The 19,473-nt window shown below is 63.8% G+C and carries 19 protein-coding genes; 4 read left to right on the plus strand and 15 right to left on the minus strand.

Annotated elements, in window-relative coordinates:
* Nucleotides 1-138: 138 nt before the first annotated feature.
* A complete protein-coding gene (locus tag IVB45_RS33190) occupies nt 139-1,953 on the minus strand; it encodes a long-chain-acyl-CoA synthetase (RefSeq protein ID WP_247357836.1) in 1,815 nt (604 codons plus the stop codon).
* Between the two features lie 260 nt (nt 1,954-2,213).
* Between IVB45_RS33190 and IVB45_RS33195 the strand changes: the two genes are divergently transcribed.
* Entirely contained in the window at nt 2,214-2,921 is a 708-nt protein-coding gene (locus IVB45_RS33195; RefSeq protein WP_027565566.1) for an SGNH/GDSL hydrolase family protein, read from the plus strand.
* Between the two features lie 44 nt (nt 2,922-2,965).
* On the opposite strand, the gene IVB45_RS33200 is transcribed toward IVB45_RS33195, so the two are convergent.
* The 6 genes from IVB45_RS33200 to IVB45_RS33225 form a co-directional block, all read right to left on the minus strand.
* A complete protein-coding gene (locus tag IVB45_RS33200; protein ID WP_027565567.1) occupies nt 2,966-3,235 on the minus strand; it encodes a DUF3551 domain-containing protein in 270 nt (89 codons plus the stop codon).
* Between the two features lie 33 nt (nt 3,236-3,268).
* Nucleotides 3,269-3,550, minus strand: coding sequence for a DUF3551 domain-containing protein (locus tag IVB45_RS33205; protein WP_027565568.1), 282 nt, complete (start codon nt 3,548-3,550; stop codon nt 3,269-3,271).
* Between the two features lie 128 nt (nt 3,551-3,678).
* Nucleotides 3,679-5,556: a molecular chaperone HtpG gene (htpG, locus tag IVB45_RS33210; RefSeq protein WP_247357835.1), complete on the minus strand. Its 1,878-nt coding sequence runs from the start codon at nt 5,554-5,556 to the stop codon at nt 3,679-3,681.
* Between the two features lie 122 nt (nt 5,557-5,678).
* Nucleotides 5,679-6,092: a hypothetical protein gene (locus tag IVB45_RS33215; RefSeq protein ID WP_027514096.1), complete on the minus strand. Its 414-nt coding sequence runs from the start codon at nt 6,090-6,092 to the stop codon at nt 5,679-5,681.
* Nucleotides 6,093-6,354: 262 nt separating this feature from the next.
* Nucleotides 6,355-6,954: a nuclear transport factor 2 family protein gene (locus tag IVB45_RS33220; RefSeq protein WP_247357834.1), complete on the minus strand. Its 600-nt coding sequence runs from the start codon at nt 6,952-6,954 to the stop codon at nt 6,355-6,357.
* Nucleotides 6,955-7,110: 156 nt separating this feature from the next.
* Nucleotides 7,111-7,917, minus strand: a complete 807-nt coding sequence (locus IVB45_RS33225; protein WP_027565571.1) for a response regulator — start codon at nt 7,915-7,917, stop codon at nt 7,111-7,113.
* Between the two features lie 221 nt (nt 7,918-8,138).
* Between IVB45_RS33225 and IVB45_RS33230 the strand changes: the two genes are divergently transcribed.
* Together IVB45_RS33230 and IVB45_RS33235 are read left to right on the plus strand one after the other, a co-directional pair.
* Nucleotides 8,139-8,369, plus strand: a complete 231-nt coding sequence (locus IVB45_RS33230) for a NepR family anti-sigma factor (RefSeq protein WP_027565572.1) — start codon at nt 8,139-8,141, stop codon at nt 8,367-8,369.
* Nucleotides 8,369-8,917, plus strand: a complete 549-nt coding sequence (locus IVB45_RS33235; RefSeq protein ID WP_007597240.1) for a sigma-70 family RNA polymerase sigma factor — start codon at nt 8,369-8,371, stop codon at nt 8,915-8,917. Before IVB45_RS33230 ends, IVB45_RS33235 begins: the two co-directional genes overlap by 1 nt.
* A gap of 104 nt (nt 8,918-9,021) precedes the next feature.
* Here IVB45_RS33235 and IVB45_RS33240 read toward each other — a convergent pair whose 3' ends face one another.
* The 8 genes from IVB45_RS33240 to IVB45_RS33275 form a co-directional block, all read right to left on the minus strand.
* Nucleotides 9,022-9,720 (minus strand): nitroreductase, encoded by a 699-nt coding sequence (locus IVB45_RS33240; RefSeq protein WP_247357833.1) that lies wholly within the window; start codon nt 9,718-9,720, stop codon nt 9,022-9,024.
* A gap of 139 nt (nt 9,721-9,859) precedes the next feature.
* Nucleotides 9,860-11,104: an acyl-CoA dehydrogenase gene (locus IVB45_RS33245; protein ID WP_247357832.1), complete on the minus strand. Its 1,245-nt coding sequence runs from the start codon at nt 11,102-11,104 to the stop codon at nt 9,860-9,862.
* A 137-nt stretch (nt 11,105-11,241) separates the two neighbouring features.
* The gene (locus tag IVB45_RS33250) at nt 11,242-12,486 is read right to left on the minus strand and encodes an acyl-CoA dehydrogenase (RefSeq protein ID WP_247357831.1); all 1,245 of its coding nucleotides are present in this window, start codon (nt 12,484-12,486) and stop codon (nt 11,242-11,244) included.
* 14 nt (nt 12,487-12,500) lie between these two features.
* Complete coding sequence (locus IVB45_RS33255; RefSeq protein WP_247357830.1) at nt 12,501-13,628, minus strand: acyl-CoA dehydrogenase family protein; 1,128 nt, start codon at nt 13,626-13,628, stop codon at nt 12,501-12,503.
* A 27-nt stretch (nt 13,629-13,655) separates the two neighbouring features.
* Nucleotides 13,656-15,527: an AMP-binding protein gene (locus IVB45_RS33260; protein ID WP_247357829.1), complete on the minus strand. Its 1,872-nt coding sequence runs from the start codon at nt 15,525-15,527 to the stop codon at nt 13,656-13,658.
* Between the two features lie 43 nt (nt 15,528-15,570).
* Nucleotides 15,571-16,377 (minus strand): enoyl-CoA hydratase/isomerase family protein, encoded by an 807-nt coding sequence (locus tag IVB45_RS33265; protein WP_247357828.1) that lies wholly within the window; start codon nt 16,375-16,377, stop codon nt 15,571-15,573.
* A 186-nt stretch (nt 16,378-16,563) separates the two neighbouring features.
* Complete coding sequence (locus tag IVB45_RS33270; protein ID WP_247357827.1) at nt 16,564-17,322, minus strand: SDR family NAD(P)-dependent oxidoreductase; 759 nt, start codon at nt 17,320-17,322, stop codon at nt 16,564-16,566.
* A gap of 66 nt (nt 17,323-17,388) precedes the next feature.
* Nucleotides 17,389-18,093, minus strand: a complete 705-nt coding sequence (locus IVB45_RS33275) for a TetR family transcriptional regulator (protein ID WP_007615253.1) — start codon at nt 18,091-18,093, stop codon at nt 17,389-17,391.
* Nucleotides 18,094-18,199: 106 nt separating this feature from the next.
* Between IVB45_RS33275 and IVB45_RS33280 the strand changes: the two genes are divergently transcribed.
* Nucleotides 18,200-19,372 (plus strand): acetyl-CoA C-acetyltransferase, encoded by a 1,173-nt coding sequence (locus IVB45_RS33280; protein WP_247357826.1) that lies wholly within the window; start codon nt 18,200-18,202, stop codon nt 19,370-19,372.
* Nucleotides 19,373-19,473 lie beyond the last annotated feature (101 nt).

A 19,473-nucleotide genomic window follows, 5' to 3' on the forward strand; every position in this document is an offset into this window, starting at 1 on the left:
GCTGGCTCGCTTCTGTTGTCGTTCGTGTTGCGGCGGTTCTTGATGACCGCCTCCCTTGGCCGTTTGTTTACCCGACAGAAGTAAATGGCTTCTTGGACAATTCGGATAAAATTGGACCTATCTCCGAATTTTCGCGGGCTAGAGCCGGATCGTGCCCTCGTTGATTTGCGCATGTGTCTCCGCGTCCAGCGCGACATAGGTGCCGGCCTTCGGGTCCAGCATGAACAGCGGATCGGAGACCACGCCCGGATCAAATCCCTCGCGCGCGAGCTCGCCCTTTTTCTGCTTGAACGTCTCGGTCGCATCGAGTTCGCGCGAGATGCGTATGAAGACGGGGTGAGCATAGGCCGGCAGGCGCTGAGCGAGATGGGCGGGCAGCGCCTCGACGTCAAAGCCCTCGTTCACCACGACCGCGCTCATGCCGGCGCGGCCATCGGTGCCGGGGATGTTGACGCCGTAGGTGGTGGCATCGATCACGCCGGTGAAATCGCGTACGGCGTCGTTGACCTCCGAGGTCGCGACGTTCTCGCCCTTCCAGCGAAAGGTGTCGCCGATGCGATCGACGAAGTGGAAGAAGCCTTTCTCGTCGAGCCGCATCAGATCGCCGGTGCGGAACCAGGAATCGCCCTTGGCAAAGACATCGCGCAGGATCTTCTTCTCGGTTTCGCTCGCCTCGGTGTAGCCCTCGAAGCGACCGCCGCCCTCATCCGCCGTGCCGATGCGGCCTATGGCTTCGCCGGCCTCGCCGCGCGCGCAGGGAATACAAAACCCCTCTGCATTGCGCAGCGGCGCGCCGTTATCGGGGTCGAGCTTGACGAGGCCGGCAGGAAAACGATGCGCGAGCAGCGGCGGAACGCGGCCGATTGCGCCGGGCTGGCCCTCGACGTTGAACAGCGAGAAATTGCCCTCCGTCGCCGCGTAGAATTCGAGGATGCGCGGAATGGCGAAACGCGCCTGAAAATCATCCCAGATGTCACCGCGCAGGCCGTTGCCGCAGGCAAGCCGCAGGCGATGCCGGTTCTCGTATTCCGACGGCGACGCCTTGAGCAGGTAGCGGCAGAGCTCGCCGATATACTGAAACAACGTGCAGTCGTGGTGCACGACGTCCGGCCAGAAATTCGAGGCTGAGAATTTTTCCGCGATCACCACCGAGCCGCCGGCAGCGAGCATGCTGCATGGCGCGACGATGCCGCCGACCGAGTGGAACAGCGGCAGGCAATCGTAGAGCCGATCCTGCGGCGTCGCGCCGGTGAGGCCGGCGAACCAAAAGCCCCAATTGAGGATGCGGCGATGGCTGATGCTGGCGGCTTTCGGCAGGCCGGTCGTGCCGGAGGTGTAGATCAGCAGGGCGCGGTCGTCGATGGTGACGTCGCCACGCTCGTCCGGCGAAAGCGGCCCGTCATCGAGGGCGGCAAGCGCGACATCGATCGCACGTTCGCTGCGGGCATCGCCATGAGTCCAGACCTTTGCTTCCGTCCTCAGGTGCGGCGACGCCCCGTCCAGCGCCTCCGCAAGCTCGTGCGCGACAATGACGTGAGCGGGCCTTGCGACTCCGATGCAATGCGCGAGCGACTGGCCAACGAGCTTGGTGTTGATCAGCGCGACCACGCCGCCGACCCGGCTGATGCCGAGCCAGGCCGCGACATAGTCGATGCCGTTCGGCATGATCAGCGCGACAGTGTCGCCCTTGGCCACACCGGCCGAGCGTGCCCACCGCGCATAGCGATTGATGCGTTTCGAAAGTCCCTCATAGTCGAGGCTCGCGTCATCGGTGGCCAGCGCACTGCGATCTGGCTGGCGCTGCGCCCAATCATCGACGACGTCGGCGAACAGCCGGCCCGGCAACGTCTCGATCCGTGCGGTGAGCTCGATCGCCTTCAGCCAGATTTTCGAAGCCGAAGGTGCGCGCGCGGCTTTCGGTTGCTCGATGACGCCGGTTGTCATGCCGTTCATTCTTTCGGAACGTGTCTGCTGGTTCCCGGCAGCTTAGCTCGCACGCCCTGCCCAGGCGTTAAGAGACAAGGTAAAACCAGGTTAGTGCGCGATTAACTCTGTCATCCTTTACCAAACCGGATGCGATCGACGTGCGCGCGGCCTGGCAATTCTTGCGACAGCAGAGCCGGGCCGCGTTGCGCGGGAGGCTAGGCGGCTCCGGGCAAACGGGTTAGGCTTTTTGACCCTGCATTGTCCGGATTGCGAAAGGGAGACGACCTGTGGCTCTCGACTCGTCTGAGTTTCCTGTCCAGGTCGCGCCGTTCGAGCAGCCGCTGACCCATTTTGCCAGTCGCCTGAAGGACAGGCAGGTCAAGGTGGTCGCGATCGGCTCGTCGAGCACGGCGGGCGAAGGAGGCATCGCTCCCTATCCGCAGCGGCTGCTGGCCGACCTTCGGATACGATTTCCAAATGCCATGATCGAAGTGGTCAACCGGGGCGTTGGCGGCGAAGAGGCCCCTTTGGAGCTGAAGCGGTTCGACCATGACGTCTTCGATCTCAACCCCGATCTCGTCATCTGGCAGGTCGGAACCAATTCAGTGTGGCAATCCACCGATCCGCCCTCGTTCAAGGACACCACGCACGCCATCCGTGAGGGCATTGACCGGCTGCTCGGCGCCAAGCGGATCGACGTGATCCTGATGGACCTGCAATACGTGCCGGCGCTGCTGACACCGGCCAAGGCCGACAAGGCGAACGCGATGGTCGCGGCGATCAGCGAGATCGCGCATGCGAAGGGGGTCAACGTCTTTTGTCGCTTCGCACTGATGAAGAGCTGGCACGATGTTGCAGGAATTTCGTTCGACCGCATGGTCGACCCGGACGACGATAGCAGGCTGCACGCAAGCGACTGGACCACGGACAAGATGACCTGGCAGTTGACCGACGCGATCGTCACCGCGGCCAACAAGGCGCCTCACGGCAGCTAGTCCTGCATGCTCCGTCAGATTGATGGCCGAACGGGCGGTGAGCGCTAGCCGCCCCGCTGATGGCGCGAGCGCTGCGGCGGTGCGTTGAACGGATAATACGGATTGAGATCGCAGCTGGCGGAGCGGCCTGAAGCGGTAGCTCGGCACTGCGGCACTGAGGTGAAGGAGCAATCGTACCACTCCCCGCCACCGCCGTTCGCACCGGAATAGACGTGCATGCAGACGGGATAGCGCGGATCGAAGGTCTGCGCATGCGACGGCGCGGCCGTGAGCAGTGCACCGACGGTCATGATCAGGCCGAATAAGCGACGCATGAAAATTGCCCCCGAAAGTCGCATTGCGGATCGCTAGTGCACGTTCTTGTGGCGCCGGCGCGGCTGCGGCGGCGGTCGGTCGAAAGCATAATACGGGTTGACGTCGCAGCTTGCCGAGCGGCCCGAGGCCGTGGCGCGGCACTGCGGCAGCGAGGTAAAGGAGCAGTCGAAATAGTCGCCGCCGCCACCGCCGAAGCCGCCGGGCGTGTAGACGTGCATGCACACCGGGTAACGCGGATCGTAGGTCTGGGCGCTGGCATCTGCCGCCACGAACAGCATGACAATTGCGGTGAGGGTCAGGATCGGCAAACGCATGGAGAAATCCTCGAATCGTTCATGTCGGCGACCGGGATGCCGACCGCCTCATATGGCACAACACCACGACAGAGGCGACCGTTCCTGCGTGCAGATGACGGCAAGGTGAGTGCGGTGCACTGCGCCCGCTACCCGCCGAGCCCCTGCAACACCAGCCGGTTCAGCCTTGCCGCAAACGCGGCAGGGTCTTCCGGCAGCTCGCCGTCCAGGATCTGCGCCTGTTCGAGCAGGAGCAGACTGAGATCGTCGACCGCCTTCGAGCCGGCCTGAGCCTTCGTGATCGCGGTGACCAGCGGATGGCGCAGGTTGATCTCGAGGATCGGCTTGGTGCGCAGGCCGCGGTTCTGCTGGGCCAGGATGCGCTCGAGCTCGCGGCTCGGGCCCTGGCTGTCGGCGACGAGGCAGGAGGCGGAACTGGTGAGACGCGTCGAGGCCTTGACATCGCTGACGCGCTCGCCGAGCGCGGCCTTGATCACCGCAATGGTGGCGGCCTCGTCGGCGGACGGCTCGTCCTTTTTCGTCTCGTCCGCCTCGTCGACGCGTGGGATCAGGTCGAGGTTGAGATCGCCCTGGCTCAGCGACTTCAGCGGCTTGCCGTCGAATTCCGATGGCATCGACGTCCAGAAGGCGTCGACGGGATCGGACAGCAGCAGCACTTCGATGCCGCGCGCAGTCGCCGCCTCGAGCCGGGGGTTCGACTTCAGCCGATCGATGCTGTCGCCGACCAGATAATAGATCTCGGTCTGGTTCGGCTTGAAATCGGCGATGACGTCCTTCAGCGAACGCTTCTCGCCCGAGGTCGTGGTGAAACGCGACAGCGCGAGCAGCTTTTCGCGGCGTTCGAAATCTTCGTAGATGCCTTCCTTCAGCACCGCGCCGAAGGCCTCCCAGATCTTCGCGAAGTTCTCCGGATCCTTCTCCGCAAGGCTTTCGAGCTCGGACAATACGCGGGTCGCCACGGCCTTGCGGATCTGTGCGAGCTGCGGATTGTTCTGAAGCATCTCGCGCGAGATGTTGAGCGGGAGATCCTCGCTGTCGACGACGCCGCGGATGAAGCGGAGGTAGCCCGGCAGAAGATCGGCATCGTCGGTGATGAAGACGCGGCGGACATAGAGCTTGACGCGTCCCTTGCGGTTCGGCTCGAACAGATCGAACGGCTTGGTCGAGGGCGCGAACAGCAGCACGGCGTAGGAGTAACGCCCCTCCGCGCGATAATGCAGCGTCATCGCGGGATCGTCGAAGGCGGAGGCGATCTGCTGATAGGCCTTCTTGTAGTCTTCCGGCGTGAGCTCGGATTTCGAGCGCTGCCACAGCGCGCTTGCAGAATTGATCTGGCGCGGTTCGCCCTCTTCAGGCACGAGCTCGATCGGGAAGAGGATGTTGTCGGAATACGCGCCGACGATACGCTCGATCTCGTAGGCTTCGAGATATTTCTTCGCATCATCCTTGAGGTGCAGGACGATCTCGGTGCCGCGCTGCACGCGGGTCGCATCCTCCTCGCTGGCACGCGCGATCTCGAAGCCCGACCCGCCTGTGGACGTCCAGGTCCAGACGTCGCTCTCGCCGGCGCGGCGGCTGACCACGACGATCTTGTCGGCGACCATGAAGGCGGAATAGAAGCCGACGCCGAACTGGCCAATCAGGCCGAGACCATCCTTGGCCTCCTTGAGCTTCGACACGAAGGCCTTGGTGCCCGAGCGGGCGATTGTGCCGAGGTGGTCGATCAGCTCCTGCCGCTCCATGCCGATGCCATTGTCAGCGATCGCAAGCGTTCCGGCCGTCTTGTTCGGAATGATCCGGATCTTGGGCGCGTCGCCCTCGCCCAGCAGCGCCGGACTGGCGATGGCCTCATAGCGCAGCTTGTCGCAGGCGTCCGATGCGTTGGAGACGAGCTCGCGCAGGAAGATATCGGTCTCGGAATAGACGGAGTGCACCATCAGGTGCAGAAGCTCGGAAACCTCGGCCTGGAAGGGCTGCGTATGCACAGCCGTGTCTGACGTCGTCATGCGTTTACCCGGTCAATCGAAAGGGAAAGAAACCCGGGATATAACGCGAGGGGGCAGGGGATCAAGTGAAGTCAGCAACCGCCCCCCGGGGCGGAGGCCGACGTGTCCGTGGCAAATGCCGATCAGGTCACACAGCGACCGGGCTGGAGCAGCTTTGCGACCTCGGTCAGGGAGCTGACCATCGGCTCGCAGGCGATGGTCGGCTTTTTGCGGCTCTGCTTCTGATCCGGGAGCAACACCGGCGGCTTGGCGTTACCGGTCTCGATCACCGCGGGGACCCGCAGCAGCACCGACGTGTCGGCGAGATCGTTCAGCCGCATCGACACGGTACGGGTTGGAACCTCCGCCTGCTTGATATCGGCCAACCGGTCGGCTTTGCTGGAGCGATTCACGTTGTGGCCCGGCTTGTCAGCGACTGCCTGCCAGCGGTCGGCCAGATCATGGCCGGAGGCCAGCTGCACGGCGCCCACCTGAACGGCGCCGAGCGTCGCGGCGAGCGCGACGGCGCCTAAAAATACCTTTTGGATCTGTGACATGGCTGTCGGTCCCTCGCCCCATGGCGATCGCGGGAACAACGCGAGGAGAGGACCGGGAGTTCTCAGTCGTTAAGATCACTTAACCGTGTGCAAAAAAGGCACGCCCTCGCGAAAAATTCCCACGAAAAATTTCGCAACCGCCTGGAACGACTTTCGCGGACGGGAGTCGTCTCAACAGCCGGCTATTCCCCCCTGCCCCATAAGCCGGCGACGTAGGGCGCGACTGTGGTGATGCCAGTCGCGCCTTACTTTTGTCTGGCGTTCAGTTCGCCTTCGCCGCGAGCCACTCCCGCCCCTCTCCATAGAGCTTCTCGACCTCAGGCCCCGTCAGGCCCGGCATGTCGCGCTTGACCTTGTAGCCGATCAGCTCCTGCATGTAGGCGAGGTGGCGGTAGCCTTCGGGCAGCGCGGCAAGGGCTTTCTGGTCGAGCTGAAGTGTCGCGGCGGGATCGACCGGGTCGATCCGGTCCTTCTCGTAGATCGGCTGGCGGCGGACGATGCCCCATTTTCCCTGCCGCTTCTCCAGGAAATCGTAGAAGCGCCCGGTGCAGACGACGTCGCAGGGCACGTCGTGCACCGGCGCGCGCTGCGAGATGGTCATCTTGGTCTGCGCGACGGCGCGCGCCCCCTCGAGATCGATACTGCAGCCGCCGAGGAAATGCAGGATGCGCACGCCCTTGGCGAACCCCTCCTGGCTGACCCGCATGAAATCCCGCGCCGGCCCCTGAAACCAAGTGGCGGACATCCAGCCTTCTTCGTGCCAGACCGTGGCAAAGCGCTCCCAATCGCCGGCGTCGCGCCACACCGCCCAGTTCTCGATGAGGTCGCGGATGGCGAGGCGGTCGAGGAGTTGCTGGTCCATGAACACGTCTCCGATGGCACCGCGGCTGCAACGCGGCCGCTGCAGGAGGTATGAGCGGCGAATTCGATGGCCGTCAAGCGTGGCAACCTGGTCAATAAAAATCCGGCGCACCTTGCGGCACGCCGGATCGAATTTCGTCGGGCGCTGGCGCCTTCGTTACGCCGCCGGTACCTTCGGCGCGCGGTTGCGGGAGTTGCGCTGGAAGAACAGCGCCTGGCTCGCCACCGCCGACACCATCGCCGGCTGGAACGGTTTCGAGATCAGGAACGCCGGCTCGGGGCGCTCTCCGGTAAGGAAGCGTTCCGGATACGCGGTGATGAACACCACCGGCACCTCGAAGGTGCGGAGCAGCTCGTTGACGGCGTCGAGGCCCGACGAGCCGTCGGCGAGCTGGATGTCGGCCAGGATCAAGCCGGGCCGCCTGTTCTTTGCCAAGGCGACCGCATCGGCGTGGGTACGGGCGACGCCGACGACATTGTGGCCGAGATTCTTCACCAGGCTTTCGAGGTCCATGGCGATGAAGGTCTCATCCTCGATGATCAGCACGTCGGTGGCGATCTCGGCGGCCATCTCACGGCCTGCGGCATCCGCGAGCCGGCGCGTCTCGCCGACGTCGGTGCCAAGAATGTAGCCGACCTCTTCCTCCGAAAATCCCTCGAGCGAGAGCAGCAGGAAGGCTTGCCGCGGCAACGGCGTGATGTTCGAGAGCCGCCGCTCCGGCGGCATCGGCAGGTTCGTCACCTCGGAATCGTCGTTGACGGAAACGGAATTCCAGATCTGGGTGAACAGCCGGAACAGGCCGGCGCGCGGCCCGTGGCTCTCGTCGAGCACCGACGGATCTCCCAGCATGGCTTCCAACATGGCTGCGACATAGGCGTCACCGGAGGACTGGCTGCCCGTCAGGGCGCGTGCGTACCGGCGCAACAACGGCAAGTGTTCAGCAACAAGCTGTGAACGGGACATCCCCACTCCATATCATCATCGGGCCGACCTTGACGTGCAGGCGTTAGGCGGGGGGCCCGGGTTCCCCTGCTGGGCTGATTACGCCTCAGCCTGAGAAAAGTTCCGCATGGGGGCGGAACTTTTTCTCGCAGCTCGCATTGAGCCTATCCAGGGAACGGCTCCCGGTTGAGAGAACTTCTCGATTTTACAGTCACTTAACTCGGGGAAACGTGGAACAGGTCATGAAAGATCTCAAGTCTCAAGCCAGCAAAAGCACGACCCCCGGCAAGGGAGGGCTCACTCCGGAGATACAGTCCCGGATCGGGCACCAGCTGCGCGCCATGTACGACGACGTGGTGCGGCAGGGGGTTCCGGACCGGTTCGCGGAACTGATCAAGAAACTTGATGCGCCGGGAGCGGCACCCCAAGTGGAAAATGGTGGCGGCTCTAACGACAACAATGGGAGGGATTGATGCCTCTCACGGACTCCCTGCGTAACGACATCCTGGCGGCCGTGCCCAGTCTGCGCGCGTTCGCCATCTCGCTCAGCGGCAATGCCGACCGCGCCGACGATCTGGTCCAGGAGACGCTGTTGCGCGCGCTCGCCAACATCGATTCGTTCCAGCCCGGCTCCAATCTGCCGGCGTGGCTGTTCACGATCCTGCGCAACCTGTTCCGCTCCGACTATCGCAAGCGGCGGCGGGAAGTCGAGGACGCCGAAGGCAACTATGCCAAGACGCTGAAGACGCAGCCCTCGCAGAACGCCCATCTCGAGTTCGAGGAATTCCGCACGGCGCTCGACAAGCTTCCGCAGGACCAGCGTGAAGCGCTGATCCTCGTCGGCGCCTCCGGCTTCTCCTACGAGGATGCGGCTTCGATCTGCGGCTGCGCGGTGGGCACAATCAAGAGCCGCGTCAACCGTGCGCGCTCCAAGCTCGCGGCGTTGCTCTATGTCGACGGCGCCGAGGATTTCGGGCCCGACGAGACCATTCGCGCCGTCATCGGCGGCAGCGGCGGCTGACCGCCGGCGTCAATCGGACCGAGACCGCGATGAAGGCGGCCGCTTCCGCGGCCGCCTTCGGATGTCTTAAGCGTGAAACTTGATGCGTGCCTGCGTCGTCTCGATCACTCGTCCACGAAGGTCACGGTCTCGGCCACGCTCGCACGCGACGTGCGGTAGCTGTTGACCTTGTGGGCGTGGTCCGCATAGCCGAACGAGATACCGCAGACGATGCGGCGGTCAGCAGGCAAATTGAAATGGCGGCGGATCAGGCCGGAGTGGCGCGCGAGCGCCGCCTGCGGAATCGTGCCGAGCCCGAGCGCCTGCGCGGCCAGCATGAAGTTCGAGACATAGGCGCCGCAATCGATCGCACCGTAGATACCGAGCGGCTCATCGGTATGGACGATGGCCACATGCGGCGCGCCGAAGAAATTGTAGTTCTCCAGCGCCTGCTTGGCATAGGCCATCTTGTCTCCGCGCGCGATGCCGAGCGTGTTGTAGAGCTGAAAACCGCTCTGGCGACGGCGATCGAGATAGGCGCCGAGATATTCGCGCGGCGGCGGGAAATCATAATCGTCCCCGAGACCGCCCGAAGCCTCCTTGTAGATCAGCTTGCGGAAACGCTCCTTGGCCTCGCCGCTGGCGATGACGACCTGCCAGGGCTGGCTGTTGCACCAGGACGCCGTGCGCTGCGCGGTTGTCAGCAAATGTTCGATCGTCGCGCGATCAACCTCCTTGGCCAGGAAGGCTCGTACCGAGTAGCGCTCGTTGAGTAGCTCTTCGAGTACGCCGATGCGGTCGTTTTGCTTTACTTGTGCGTCCATGGATCAACTCGCGCCTTCTCTTCGTAAGGTGGGCAAAGGCGCATAGCGCCGTGACCACCGACAGACTTACCTCGGCGCATCTGCGCATGGTGGGCACGCTTGGCTTTGCCCACCCTACAAGATACAGCGAAAGACTAGATCACCGTCCCTTGGTCGGGATCTTGTTGTACGGCACGTCCTTGTCGACGCGGATGTCGCCCGGCAGTCCCAGCACGCGCTCGGCGATGATGTTACGCAAAATCTCGTCAGTGCCGCCCGCGATGCGCATCGAGGGCGAGGACAGCAGCATCTGCTGAAACTGGCCCTGAACGGTTTCCTCGTCGCTGCCTGTGAGAACGCCGGCCGCGCCCTGGAGGTCCATGGCATAGGTTGCGATGTCCTGCAGCATCATGCCGGACACGAGCTTGCCGATCGAATTCTCCGGCCCCGGCCGTTCACCCTTGGACAGCGCCGAGATCGCCCGGTAGCTGGTGTATTTCAGCCCGCTCGACTTCACCGCCCAGCTCGCGAGTTTTGAGCGCACGGCGGGATCGTCGATGGCGAGACCATCCTCCAGCATCAGATTGGAGCAGAACTCGAACATCTCGGGGACGCCGGTCGCAAGCCGCGAGCCGATCGACATCCGCTCGTTCATCAACGTGGTCAGCGACACGCTCCAGCCCTCGCCGACGGCACCGAGGCGCTGGCTGTCGGGAATGACGACGTCGGTGAAATAGACCTCGTTGAACTCCTGCATGCCGTTGGCCTGCTTGATCGGACGCACCTCGACGCCGGGACTCTTCATGTCCAGGAAGAACATGGTGAGCCCCTTGTGCTTGGGCACATTGGGATCGGTGCGCGCGATCAAAAGACCGTAGTCGGAATAGTGCGCGCCAGAGGTCCATATCTTCTGGCCGTTGACGACCCAATTGTCGCCCTTCTTCTCCGCGCGCGTGCGCAAGCCCGCGACGTCGGAGCCCGCCGACGGCTCGGAGAACAGCTGGCACCAAATCTCCTCGCCCGCGGCCAGCTTCGGCAAATGGCGCCGCTTAGCGTCCTCGCTGCCAAAAGCCATCACGGTCGGGCCACACATGCCCTCGCCGATCTGGAACGGCTGCGTCAGCTTGCCATAGACGCCCTCCTCCTGCTGCCAGATCACCCGCTCGATCGGCGTCGCACCCCGGCCGCCATATTCCTTGGGCCAATGCAGGCAGGCCCAGTTGCCTTCGGCCTTCTTCTTCTGCCAGGCCTTGCCGACATCGACGATGTCGTGGTTGGCGAGCCGGATGCGGCCGAGCGAGGATTTTGACAGCTCGGCCAAAAACTCCTTCGGCGCGTTGGCCTCGACCCATTTGCGCGCGGTCTCGCGGAATGCGGCTTCCCGCGGGGTGTCGTCGAAATTCATGGCGGACCTCTTCGTTCTTGCTCTGTCTTAGTCCCTCATGGTGAGGAGGCGCGCAGCGCCGTCTCGAACCATGTGGCCTCAGTCGGGCCTGCATCCTTCGAGACGCCGCGTTCCGCGGCTCCTCAGGATGAGGATCATCAGTCTCTTCCTTTCGTCGGGATCTTGTTGAACGGCACGTCCTTGTCGACCCTGATGTCGCCGGGCAGGCCCAACACCCGCTCGGCGATGATGTTGCGCATGATCTCGTCGGTGCCGCCTTCGACACGGGTGCCCGGCGCGCGCAGCAGCATCGCCTGGAAGCGGCCGGCGAGTTCGGCATCCTCGCCGCTGACCACTCCGCCCGCGCCCTGCAGGTCCAGGGCATAAGTCGCGACATCCTGGATCATCGAGCCCGCCACCAGCTTGCCGATGGAATTTTCCGGTCCCGGGCGCTCGCCCTTCGACAGTGCGGAGATCGCGCGCATGCTGGTGTATTTCAGCCCGCTCGCCTTCACTGCCCAGTTCGCGAGCTTCGCGCGCACGGCACGATCGTCGATGGCGGGGCCATCGTCCAGCATCAGGCTGGAGCAATATTCGAACAGCTCGGGGAAGCCGGTCGAGACGGCCGCGCCGATCGCGCTGCGCTCGTTCATCAGCGTCGTCAGCGAGACGTTCCAGCCGTCACCAACCTCGCCGAGGCGCTGGTGATCGGGAATGCGGACGTTGGTGAAATAGACCTCGTTGAAGTCGGAAGCGCCGCTCGCCTGCTTGATCGGCCGCACCTCGACGCCCGGGCTCTTCATGTCCAGGAAGAACATGGTCAGGCCCTTGTGCTTGGGCACGGTCGGATCGGTGCGGGTGAGCAAAATTCCGTAGTCGGAATAGTGCGCGCCCGACGTCCATATCTTCTGGCCGTTGATCACCCAGTCGTCGCCGTCCTTTTCCGCGCGGGTTCGCAACCCAGCGACGTCGGAGCCGCCGGCGGGCTCGGAGAACAGCTGGCACCAGACCTTTTCGCCGGAGGCGAGCGGCGGCAAATAGGCGCGCTTATGCTCCTCGCGCGCGAACGCCATCATGGTCGGCCCGCACATGCCGTGGCCGATGATGAACATGCGGGATAGCTGGCCGAACGGCCCCTCTTCCTGCTGCCAGATCACACGTTCGATCGGCGACGAGCCGCGGCCACCATACTCCTTAGGCCAATGCAGACAGGCCCAGCCGGCATCGGCCTTCTTCTTCTGCCAGGCCTTTGCAACGTCGAGGATGTTGGCGTTCTTCAATTGCGTGCGGCCGAGGGAGGATTTGCGGAGCTCGTCCTCGTATTGCTTCGGTGCATTCGCACCGATCCAGGCGCGCGCGGTGGCGCGGAATTCGGCTTCCTGCGGGGTATCGTCGAAGTTCATGACGTTGCCTTTGCCTACGCCGCGTTCTTCTTGCGCATGCGGTCGATCAACTGGTCTTCCCAATAGGACAGACTGCCGAGCCCGAGCGCCATGGCGTTGGCGCGGCGGTAGTACATGTGGCAGTCGAACTCCCAGGTGAAACCCATGCCGCCGTGAACCTGGATGTTGTTCTTGGCGCAGTGCTGAAACGCCTGCGTTGCACTGATGCGCGCGGCTGCAGCCGCTTCCGGCAATTCGCCTGCATTGGTCGAGAGCGCCCAAGCGCCGTAATAGCTGTTGGAACGCGCCAGCGTCGCCGACACGTACATGTCCGCCAGCATGTGCTTGACGGCCTGAAACGAACCGATCTGTCGGCCGAAGGCGATGCGGTCGAGCGCATAGTCGCGGCCCATCTCCAGCGCGCGGTCGGAGCCGCCGACCTGCTCGAACGCGCAGAGCACCGCGGCGCGATCGAGCACTTGAGTCAAGATGCTCCAGCCTTCGCCGGCCGCACCCAGCGGCTCGGCCTTGCAATCCCTAAAAGTAATCTCGGCCTGCCCGCGGGTCGGATCGAGATTGGTCAGGCTTTTCACCTCGACGCCGCCGTCCCTGAGATCGACGATGAACAAGGAGATGTCGCCGTCGCGTCCGCTCGATCCCGTGCGTGCCGCGACCACCGCGAAGTCGGCGATCGCGCCATCGGCGACCGGCTTCTTGACACCGTTGAGCATGCCATTGGCAGCCGTGAGCTTGACGTTCTTCGGTGACGGATTGCCTTTTCCCTCGAATAGCGCCAGCGTTCCGATCGCCTCGCCCGAGGCAATCGCCGACAACCATTTCTTCTTCTGCGCGTCGCTGCCCGCGATCAGCAGCGCTTCGGCTGCGAGATAGACGGTGGAGGAAAACGGCACCGGCGCGTTCGCCCGGCCCATCTCTTCAGCGATCACGCAAAGTTCGAGATGACCGGCGCCGGCGCCACCAAAGTCCTCTGGGATTGCAACACCGAGAAAACCCATCTCGGCGAGCCCCTTCCACAGCTCCTTGTCATACGGCGCCTTGCCGTCGAGAACTGCGCGCACCGCCTTTGGCGAGCATTTCTCAGTGAGGAATTTGCGCGCCTGATCGCGGAGCTGCTTCTGGTCGTCGGAGAAATCGAAGTTCATGGCGCGTATCCGTGTTGATGATGTCGATTACTTGAGAATGATGACGTCCTGGTCGGGCTTGTCCGCATAAAGCCGCTCGACCAGCGCGGCACGGCGCTCCAGGCCGGCGCGCTGGTTGATGTAGCCCTTGTCGGTGAGCTCGTTACCGTCGATCGAGGGCGGTTCCGCCATCAGCAAGGCGCGCGCGATGATACGGCTGCTGGCGCCTTCGCACTCCTTGTTGTGAGCCTCCAGCCCGCGCCTGAAGCAAGCGATCACCTCGGAATGCTTCACTGCATCATCGAAGCTGAGATCGGGATTGCCGGCGAGCTGGCGGCAGGCGTGCAGGTTCGGCCAGGCCAGCAGGCCGATGAAAGCGCGATCCTGCCCCGCGACCAGCGCGTCATGGACGACAGGCGTTGCCGCGGCGATCGCATCCGTGCGCAGCGAGCCGACATGGACGAAGGTGCCGGTGGTCAGCTTGAAATCTTCCACCACGCGCCCGGCAAAGATGATGCCCTTCACCGGATCAGTGTCGTCGACGAAGATGCCGGCGTCACCGATGCAGTAAAAACCTTCCTCGTCGAACATCTTCTTCGTCAGGTCAGGCTGGCCGAAATAGCCCGGCGTGACGTTGACGCCGCGGAGACGCAGCTCGTATTTCGAGCCGCAGGGCACCATCTTCAAGTCGACGCCGGGGAACGGCAGGCCGATCAGGCCGACGCGCTCGGTGTCCCAATAGGTGCCGGTCGAGGTCGGCGCGGTCTCGGTCGAGCCCCAGCCGGTGTAGAACACGATGCGCTCGCCGGTGGTCTTCACGGCGAGAGCCTGCATGCGATCGTAGAGATCATCCGGCAGTCGCGCGCCGCCATAGGCCATGATCGAGAGGTTCTTGAAGAAGGATCGGCACAGCCCGTCGTCCTTCTCCATGGCGGCGGCGAGCGCGGCATAGCCCGCGGGGACGTTGGCGTAATAGGTCGGCGAGATCTCGCGCAGATTGCGCAGCGTCTCATCGAACTGGCCCGGCATCGGCCGGCCGTCATCGATATAGAGCGTGCCGCCGTCGACCAGGATCGGATGGAACGCCGCGTTGCCGCCCATGGTGTGGTTCCAGGGCATCCAGTCCAGCATGGTCGAGATCGGACCGCCGGGATCGCGCGGCCGCACCTGCATCATCATCGCCGCATTGGCGCACATCATCGCTTGCGTGTTGATGACGGCCTTGGGCATGCCGGTCGAGCCTGACGTGAACAGCAGCTTGCCGACGGTCTCAGGCGCGATCTTCGCGATCGACGCTTCGACATCGGCCGTCACGGCCGTCGCCGCGAGCCCGGCAAAGCTGACGCTCGCGATACCCTCGCAGGGCCGCGAGACGTGAACCACGGTGACGCCTGTGAGATCGAGCGCTTTCAGCGCCTTCTCGAAGGTCGGGCCGTCCTGCACCATCACCGCGCCCGGCTTGATCAGGTCGAACAAATATTTCAGCTTGACGTGATCATGGCTCATCAAGGAGTAGGCCGGCGAGACCGGCGCGGCCGGGACGCGCGCCTGCATCGCCGCCTGCGTCATCAGCGCGTGCTCGATCGAATTGCCGGAGAGGATCGTGACCGGGCGGCCGTCGAGCGCGAGATTGAGCAGGCCTTGCGTCAGCGCATCCACGGTGCGCTTGGCCTCCCCATAGGACACCTTACGCCATTCGCGGTTAGGGCCGCCGCGCTGGGCAAGCCAGATCCGCTCGGGCGCTTCCTTCGCCCATTTTGCCAGCGAAGCCGGGATATGCTTCTCGTAGGTCTGCAGCGGGATGCGCGACTTCAGCACCACCGTGCCGTCGTCGCGGCGCTCGACATCGATGTCGCGCGCCAGCCACTCGACCTTGCGAAAGGCGGGCTTCGTCATCACCGCCGCCGCGCTTCCACTCATTTTGCGTCTCCCGGAATTTCTCGTCCTTTACGGATCTTCATTGTCAGCGCCTGATATAGACAGGCTTTCGCTTCTCAAGGAAGGCCCTGATGCCTTCCGAAAATTCCTCGGAGCGGCTGCACAGAACCTGGTTGCGATCCTCCATCGCGATCACGGCTTCCAGCGATCCGGCATCGACGCTCATGTTGAGACATTCTTTGGACAGGCGTAGGCCCACGGGCGAGGCCGTGATCATCGCGTCGACATAGGGTTCGGCGGCCTCATCGAGCTTGTCCTCGTCGACGACCTCGGAGACCAGCCCGACCGCGAGCGCCCGCTCGGCGCCGATGAAGCGTCCCGTGAGGATCAGCTCCGAGGCAACGGAGACACCGACAAGGCGTGGCAGGAAATAACTGGTGCCGATGTCGCAGCCGCCAAGGCCGAGCTTGATGAAGGCGCAGTTCATCCGCGCCGATCTCGTCGCGATGCGGATGTCGGAGGCGAGCGCCAGCGCAAAGCCGCCGCCGGCCGCCGCGCCCTGCACCAGCGCGAGGATCGGCTGCGGACAGCGCCGCATCAGCATCACGATGTCGGCGATGCGCCGCTGCGAATCCAGCGACTCGGTGACATCAGGCGGCTCCTGCTGGCCGGCACGGCGCGCCATCGCCGCCTTGAGATCGAGTCCTGCGCAGAAGTTCTTGCCGGCGCCCTTCAGCACCACGACGCGCGTATCCCGGTTGCGCTGGAGGCCCTGGAAATAGACGTTGAGCGCGTCGATCAACGCATGATCGAGCGCGTTGAGGTGTTCGGGACGATTGAGCGTCACTGTGTCGACGCCGTCATTTTGCTCGATCAGCAGCGGTTGGGACATGAGGCGCCTCGTGCTTGCCGCCATTCGCGGTGCCGATTGCTACGCCCTCTCCCCTTGTGGGAAAGGGCATGTACGCTGCGAACCCGGAATTCGCTTGGGTGAGGGGTCTGTCTCCGTGGATAGAGACCCCTCATCCGGCGCGCTACGCGCGCCACCTTCTCCCACAAGGGGAGAAGGGAGGAAGAGCTACCGCGGCGCCATGCGGATCGCGCCGTCGAGACGGATGGTCTCGCCATTGAGCATCGGGTTCTCGACGATGTGCACGGCCAGCGAGCCGTATTCATTGGCGTCGCCGAGACGCGCGGGATGCGGCACCTGGGCACCGAGGCTCTTGCGGGCCTCTTCGTTCAAACCCATCAGCAGCGGCGTCAGGAACAGGCCGGGGGCGATGGTGTTGACGCGGATCTTCTGGCTCGCGAGATCGCGCGCCGCCGGCAGCGTGAGACCGACGACGCCGCCCTTCGACGCCGCATAGGCGATCTGACCGATCTGCCCTTCGTAAGCCGCGACCGACGCCGTGTTGACGATGACGCCGCGCTCTTCACCGACCGGCTCGATCGTGACGAGGCGCTCGGCGAACAGACGCAGGCAGTTGAAGGTGCCGATCAAATTGACATTGATGATGCGCGCGAACTTTTCCAGCGGGTAGACGCCATCGCGGCCGACGATGCGCTGCGAGCCGCCGATACCGGCGCAGTTCATCAGCACGCGCGCGACGCCGTGCGCGGCTTTCGCCTTGGCGATCGCCGCCTTGATCTGCTCCTCGCTGGTGACATCGGCGTGAAGCGCGATGCCCTTCACTTCGGCGGCAACCTTCTCGGCGTTTTCCTTGCTCTGGTCGATCACGCCGATCTTGGCGCCCTTGGCGGCCATCGCGCGGGCGGTCGCGGCACCAAGGCCCGACCCGCCGCCCGTGATGAGAACGGCTACGTCTTTCAACTGCATCGCTTGTACCTTTCCTCGAACCTTTTCCTTGGGCGTTTCTTCTCTAGACTTCTGCGTTCTGGCCGGTCATCCGGCCGCGGCAGCTTCCTCGATATTCGTGAGAATGCCGCCGCAGATCAGCGTTTCCATATGCTTGATGTATTGCCGGCAAACGTCGTCGGTGACCGGGCCGACGCCGGTCGCGCGTGACATCGCGTGCCGGCCGAAGAACAAATGATCGCAGGCGCCGATCAGGCTGGTGTAGAACAGCACCGGATCGGTGGCGCGGAATTCGCCCTGACTGACGCCTTCGGCGAGCAGGCGGCGATGGAAATCCAGCAGCGGTGCGACGAAGAATTTCGAGACTTCGTCCGCGGAGCCCGCGACGCTCTCGTGCAGCAGATAGTGGATCAGCCGGTTCATGTAGGGAAACCGGTGATAGGCGCGGATGATGCCGCCGATATGCAGCTTCAACTTGGCGGTCGGCGTGATCGGCTGGGCCAGCAGATATTCGAGATTGGACAGTTCCGTCCCCGCGTCGCGCTCGAGCAGCGCCAGCAGCAGGCCGTCCTTGTTGCCGAAGTGATATTTGACCAGCGCGGCGTTGGCACCGGACTTCTGGGCGATGTCGCTCAGCGAAATCTCGATCGAGGAGCGTTCGATCATCAACTCGCTCGCGGCCACGAGCAATTTCTCTGCTGTGGAATTCTTTCCGCTGGGGAGCCTGTTCGGTACGCTGGTAGTCACGGATATCCCCGATTTTGGCGCGAGAGCGGCCGCAGATAAGCCCAAGCAGCGCCTCTCCACAAGAGTTAATTGATCGATTGACTAAACGACCAGTCGCCCCTTAAATCCGCCCGACAAGCAACCGTTCAAAATAATCCAGGGAGAAACCGACATGGCCGAGGCTTATATCGTCGCCGCCGCGCGTACCGCCGGCGGGCGCAAGGGGGGCCGCCTCGCCGGATGGCATCCGGCCGATCTCGCCGCGAAGGTACTGGACGAGCTGGTTGACCGCACCAAGATCGATCCCTCGCTGGTCGAGGATGTGATCATGGGCTGCGTCATGCAGGTCGGCGAGCAGTCCAACAACGTCGCGCGCAACGCCATCATGGCCTCGAAACTGCCGGAGAGCGTGCCGGGTACCTCGATCGACCGCCAATGCGGCTCCTCGCAGCAGGCGCTGCACTTCGCAGCCCAAGCCGTGATGTCCGGCGCGATGGACGTGGTGATCGCCGCCGGCGTGGAATCGATGACACGCGTGCCGATGGGCCTGTCGTCGCAGCTTCCCGCCAAGAACGGCTTTGGCAATTACAAGAGCCCGGGTATCGAGCACCGTTATCCAAACATCGTGTTCAGCCAGTTCACCGGCGCCGAGATGATGGCCGAGAAGTACGGCCTCTCCAAGGATGAGCTCGACCAGTACTCCTACAACAGCCATCAGCGTGCGATCGCGGCAACGCAGGCCGGTCACTTCAAAAAGGAGATCGTGCCGCTCGAGATCACCCGCGCCGACGGGTCCAAGGACACCCACCACATCGACGAAGGCATCCGCTTCGACGCCACACTCGACGGCATCAAGGGCGTCAAGCTGATCGCCGAGAACGGCAAGCTCTCCGCGGCCAGCGCCAGCCAGATCTGCGACGGCGCCTCCGGCGTGATGGTGGTGAACGAGCGTGGCCTGAAGCAGCTTGGCGTGAAGCCGCTGGCGCGCGTCCACCACATGACGATGATGGGCGGCGATCCCGTGATCATGCTCGACGCACCGCTGCACGCCACCAAGCGCGCGCTGGAGAAGGCCGGCATGACGATCGACGAGATCGACCTGTTCGAGGTCAACGAGGCCTTTGCCTCGGTGCCGACGGGGTGGCTCAAGACCACTGGCGCTGATCCGGAACGTCTCAACGTCAATGGCGGCGCCATCGCGCTCGGCCATCCGCTCGGCGGCTCCGGCACCAAGCTGATGACGACGCTGGTGCATGCCTTGCATCAGCGCGGCAAGCGCTACGGGCTCCAGACCATGTGCGAAGGCGGCGGCATGGCGAATGTGACGATCGTGGAGCGTCTGTAAGCTCCCACGTGTCCCGGACGCGCTGCAGCGTGAAACGCTGCGGCGCAGAGCCGGGACCCATGCCTTACAATGGACCCCGGATCTGCAGCGCACCGCTACGC

Source organism: Bradyrhizobium sp. 4 (assembly GCF_023100905.1).
In the GTDB taxonomy this organism is placed as follows: Bacteria; Pseudomonadota; Alphaproteobacteria; order Rhizobiales; family Xanthobacteraceae; genus Bradyrhizobium.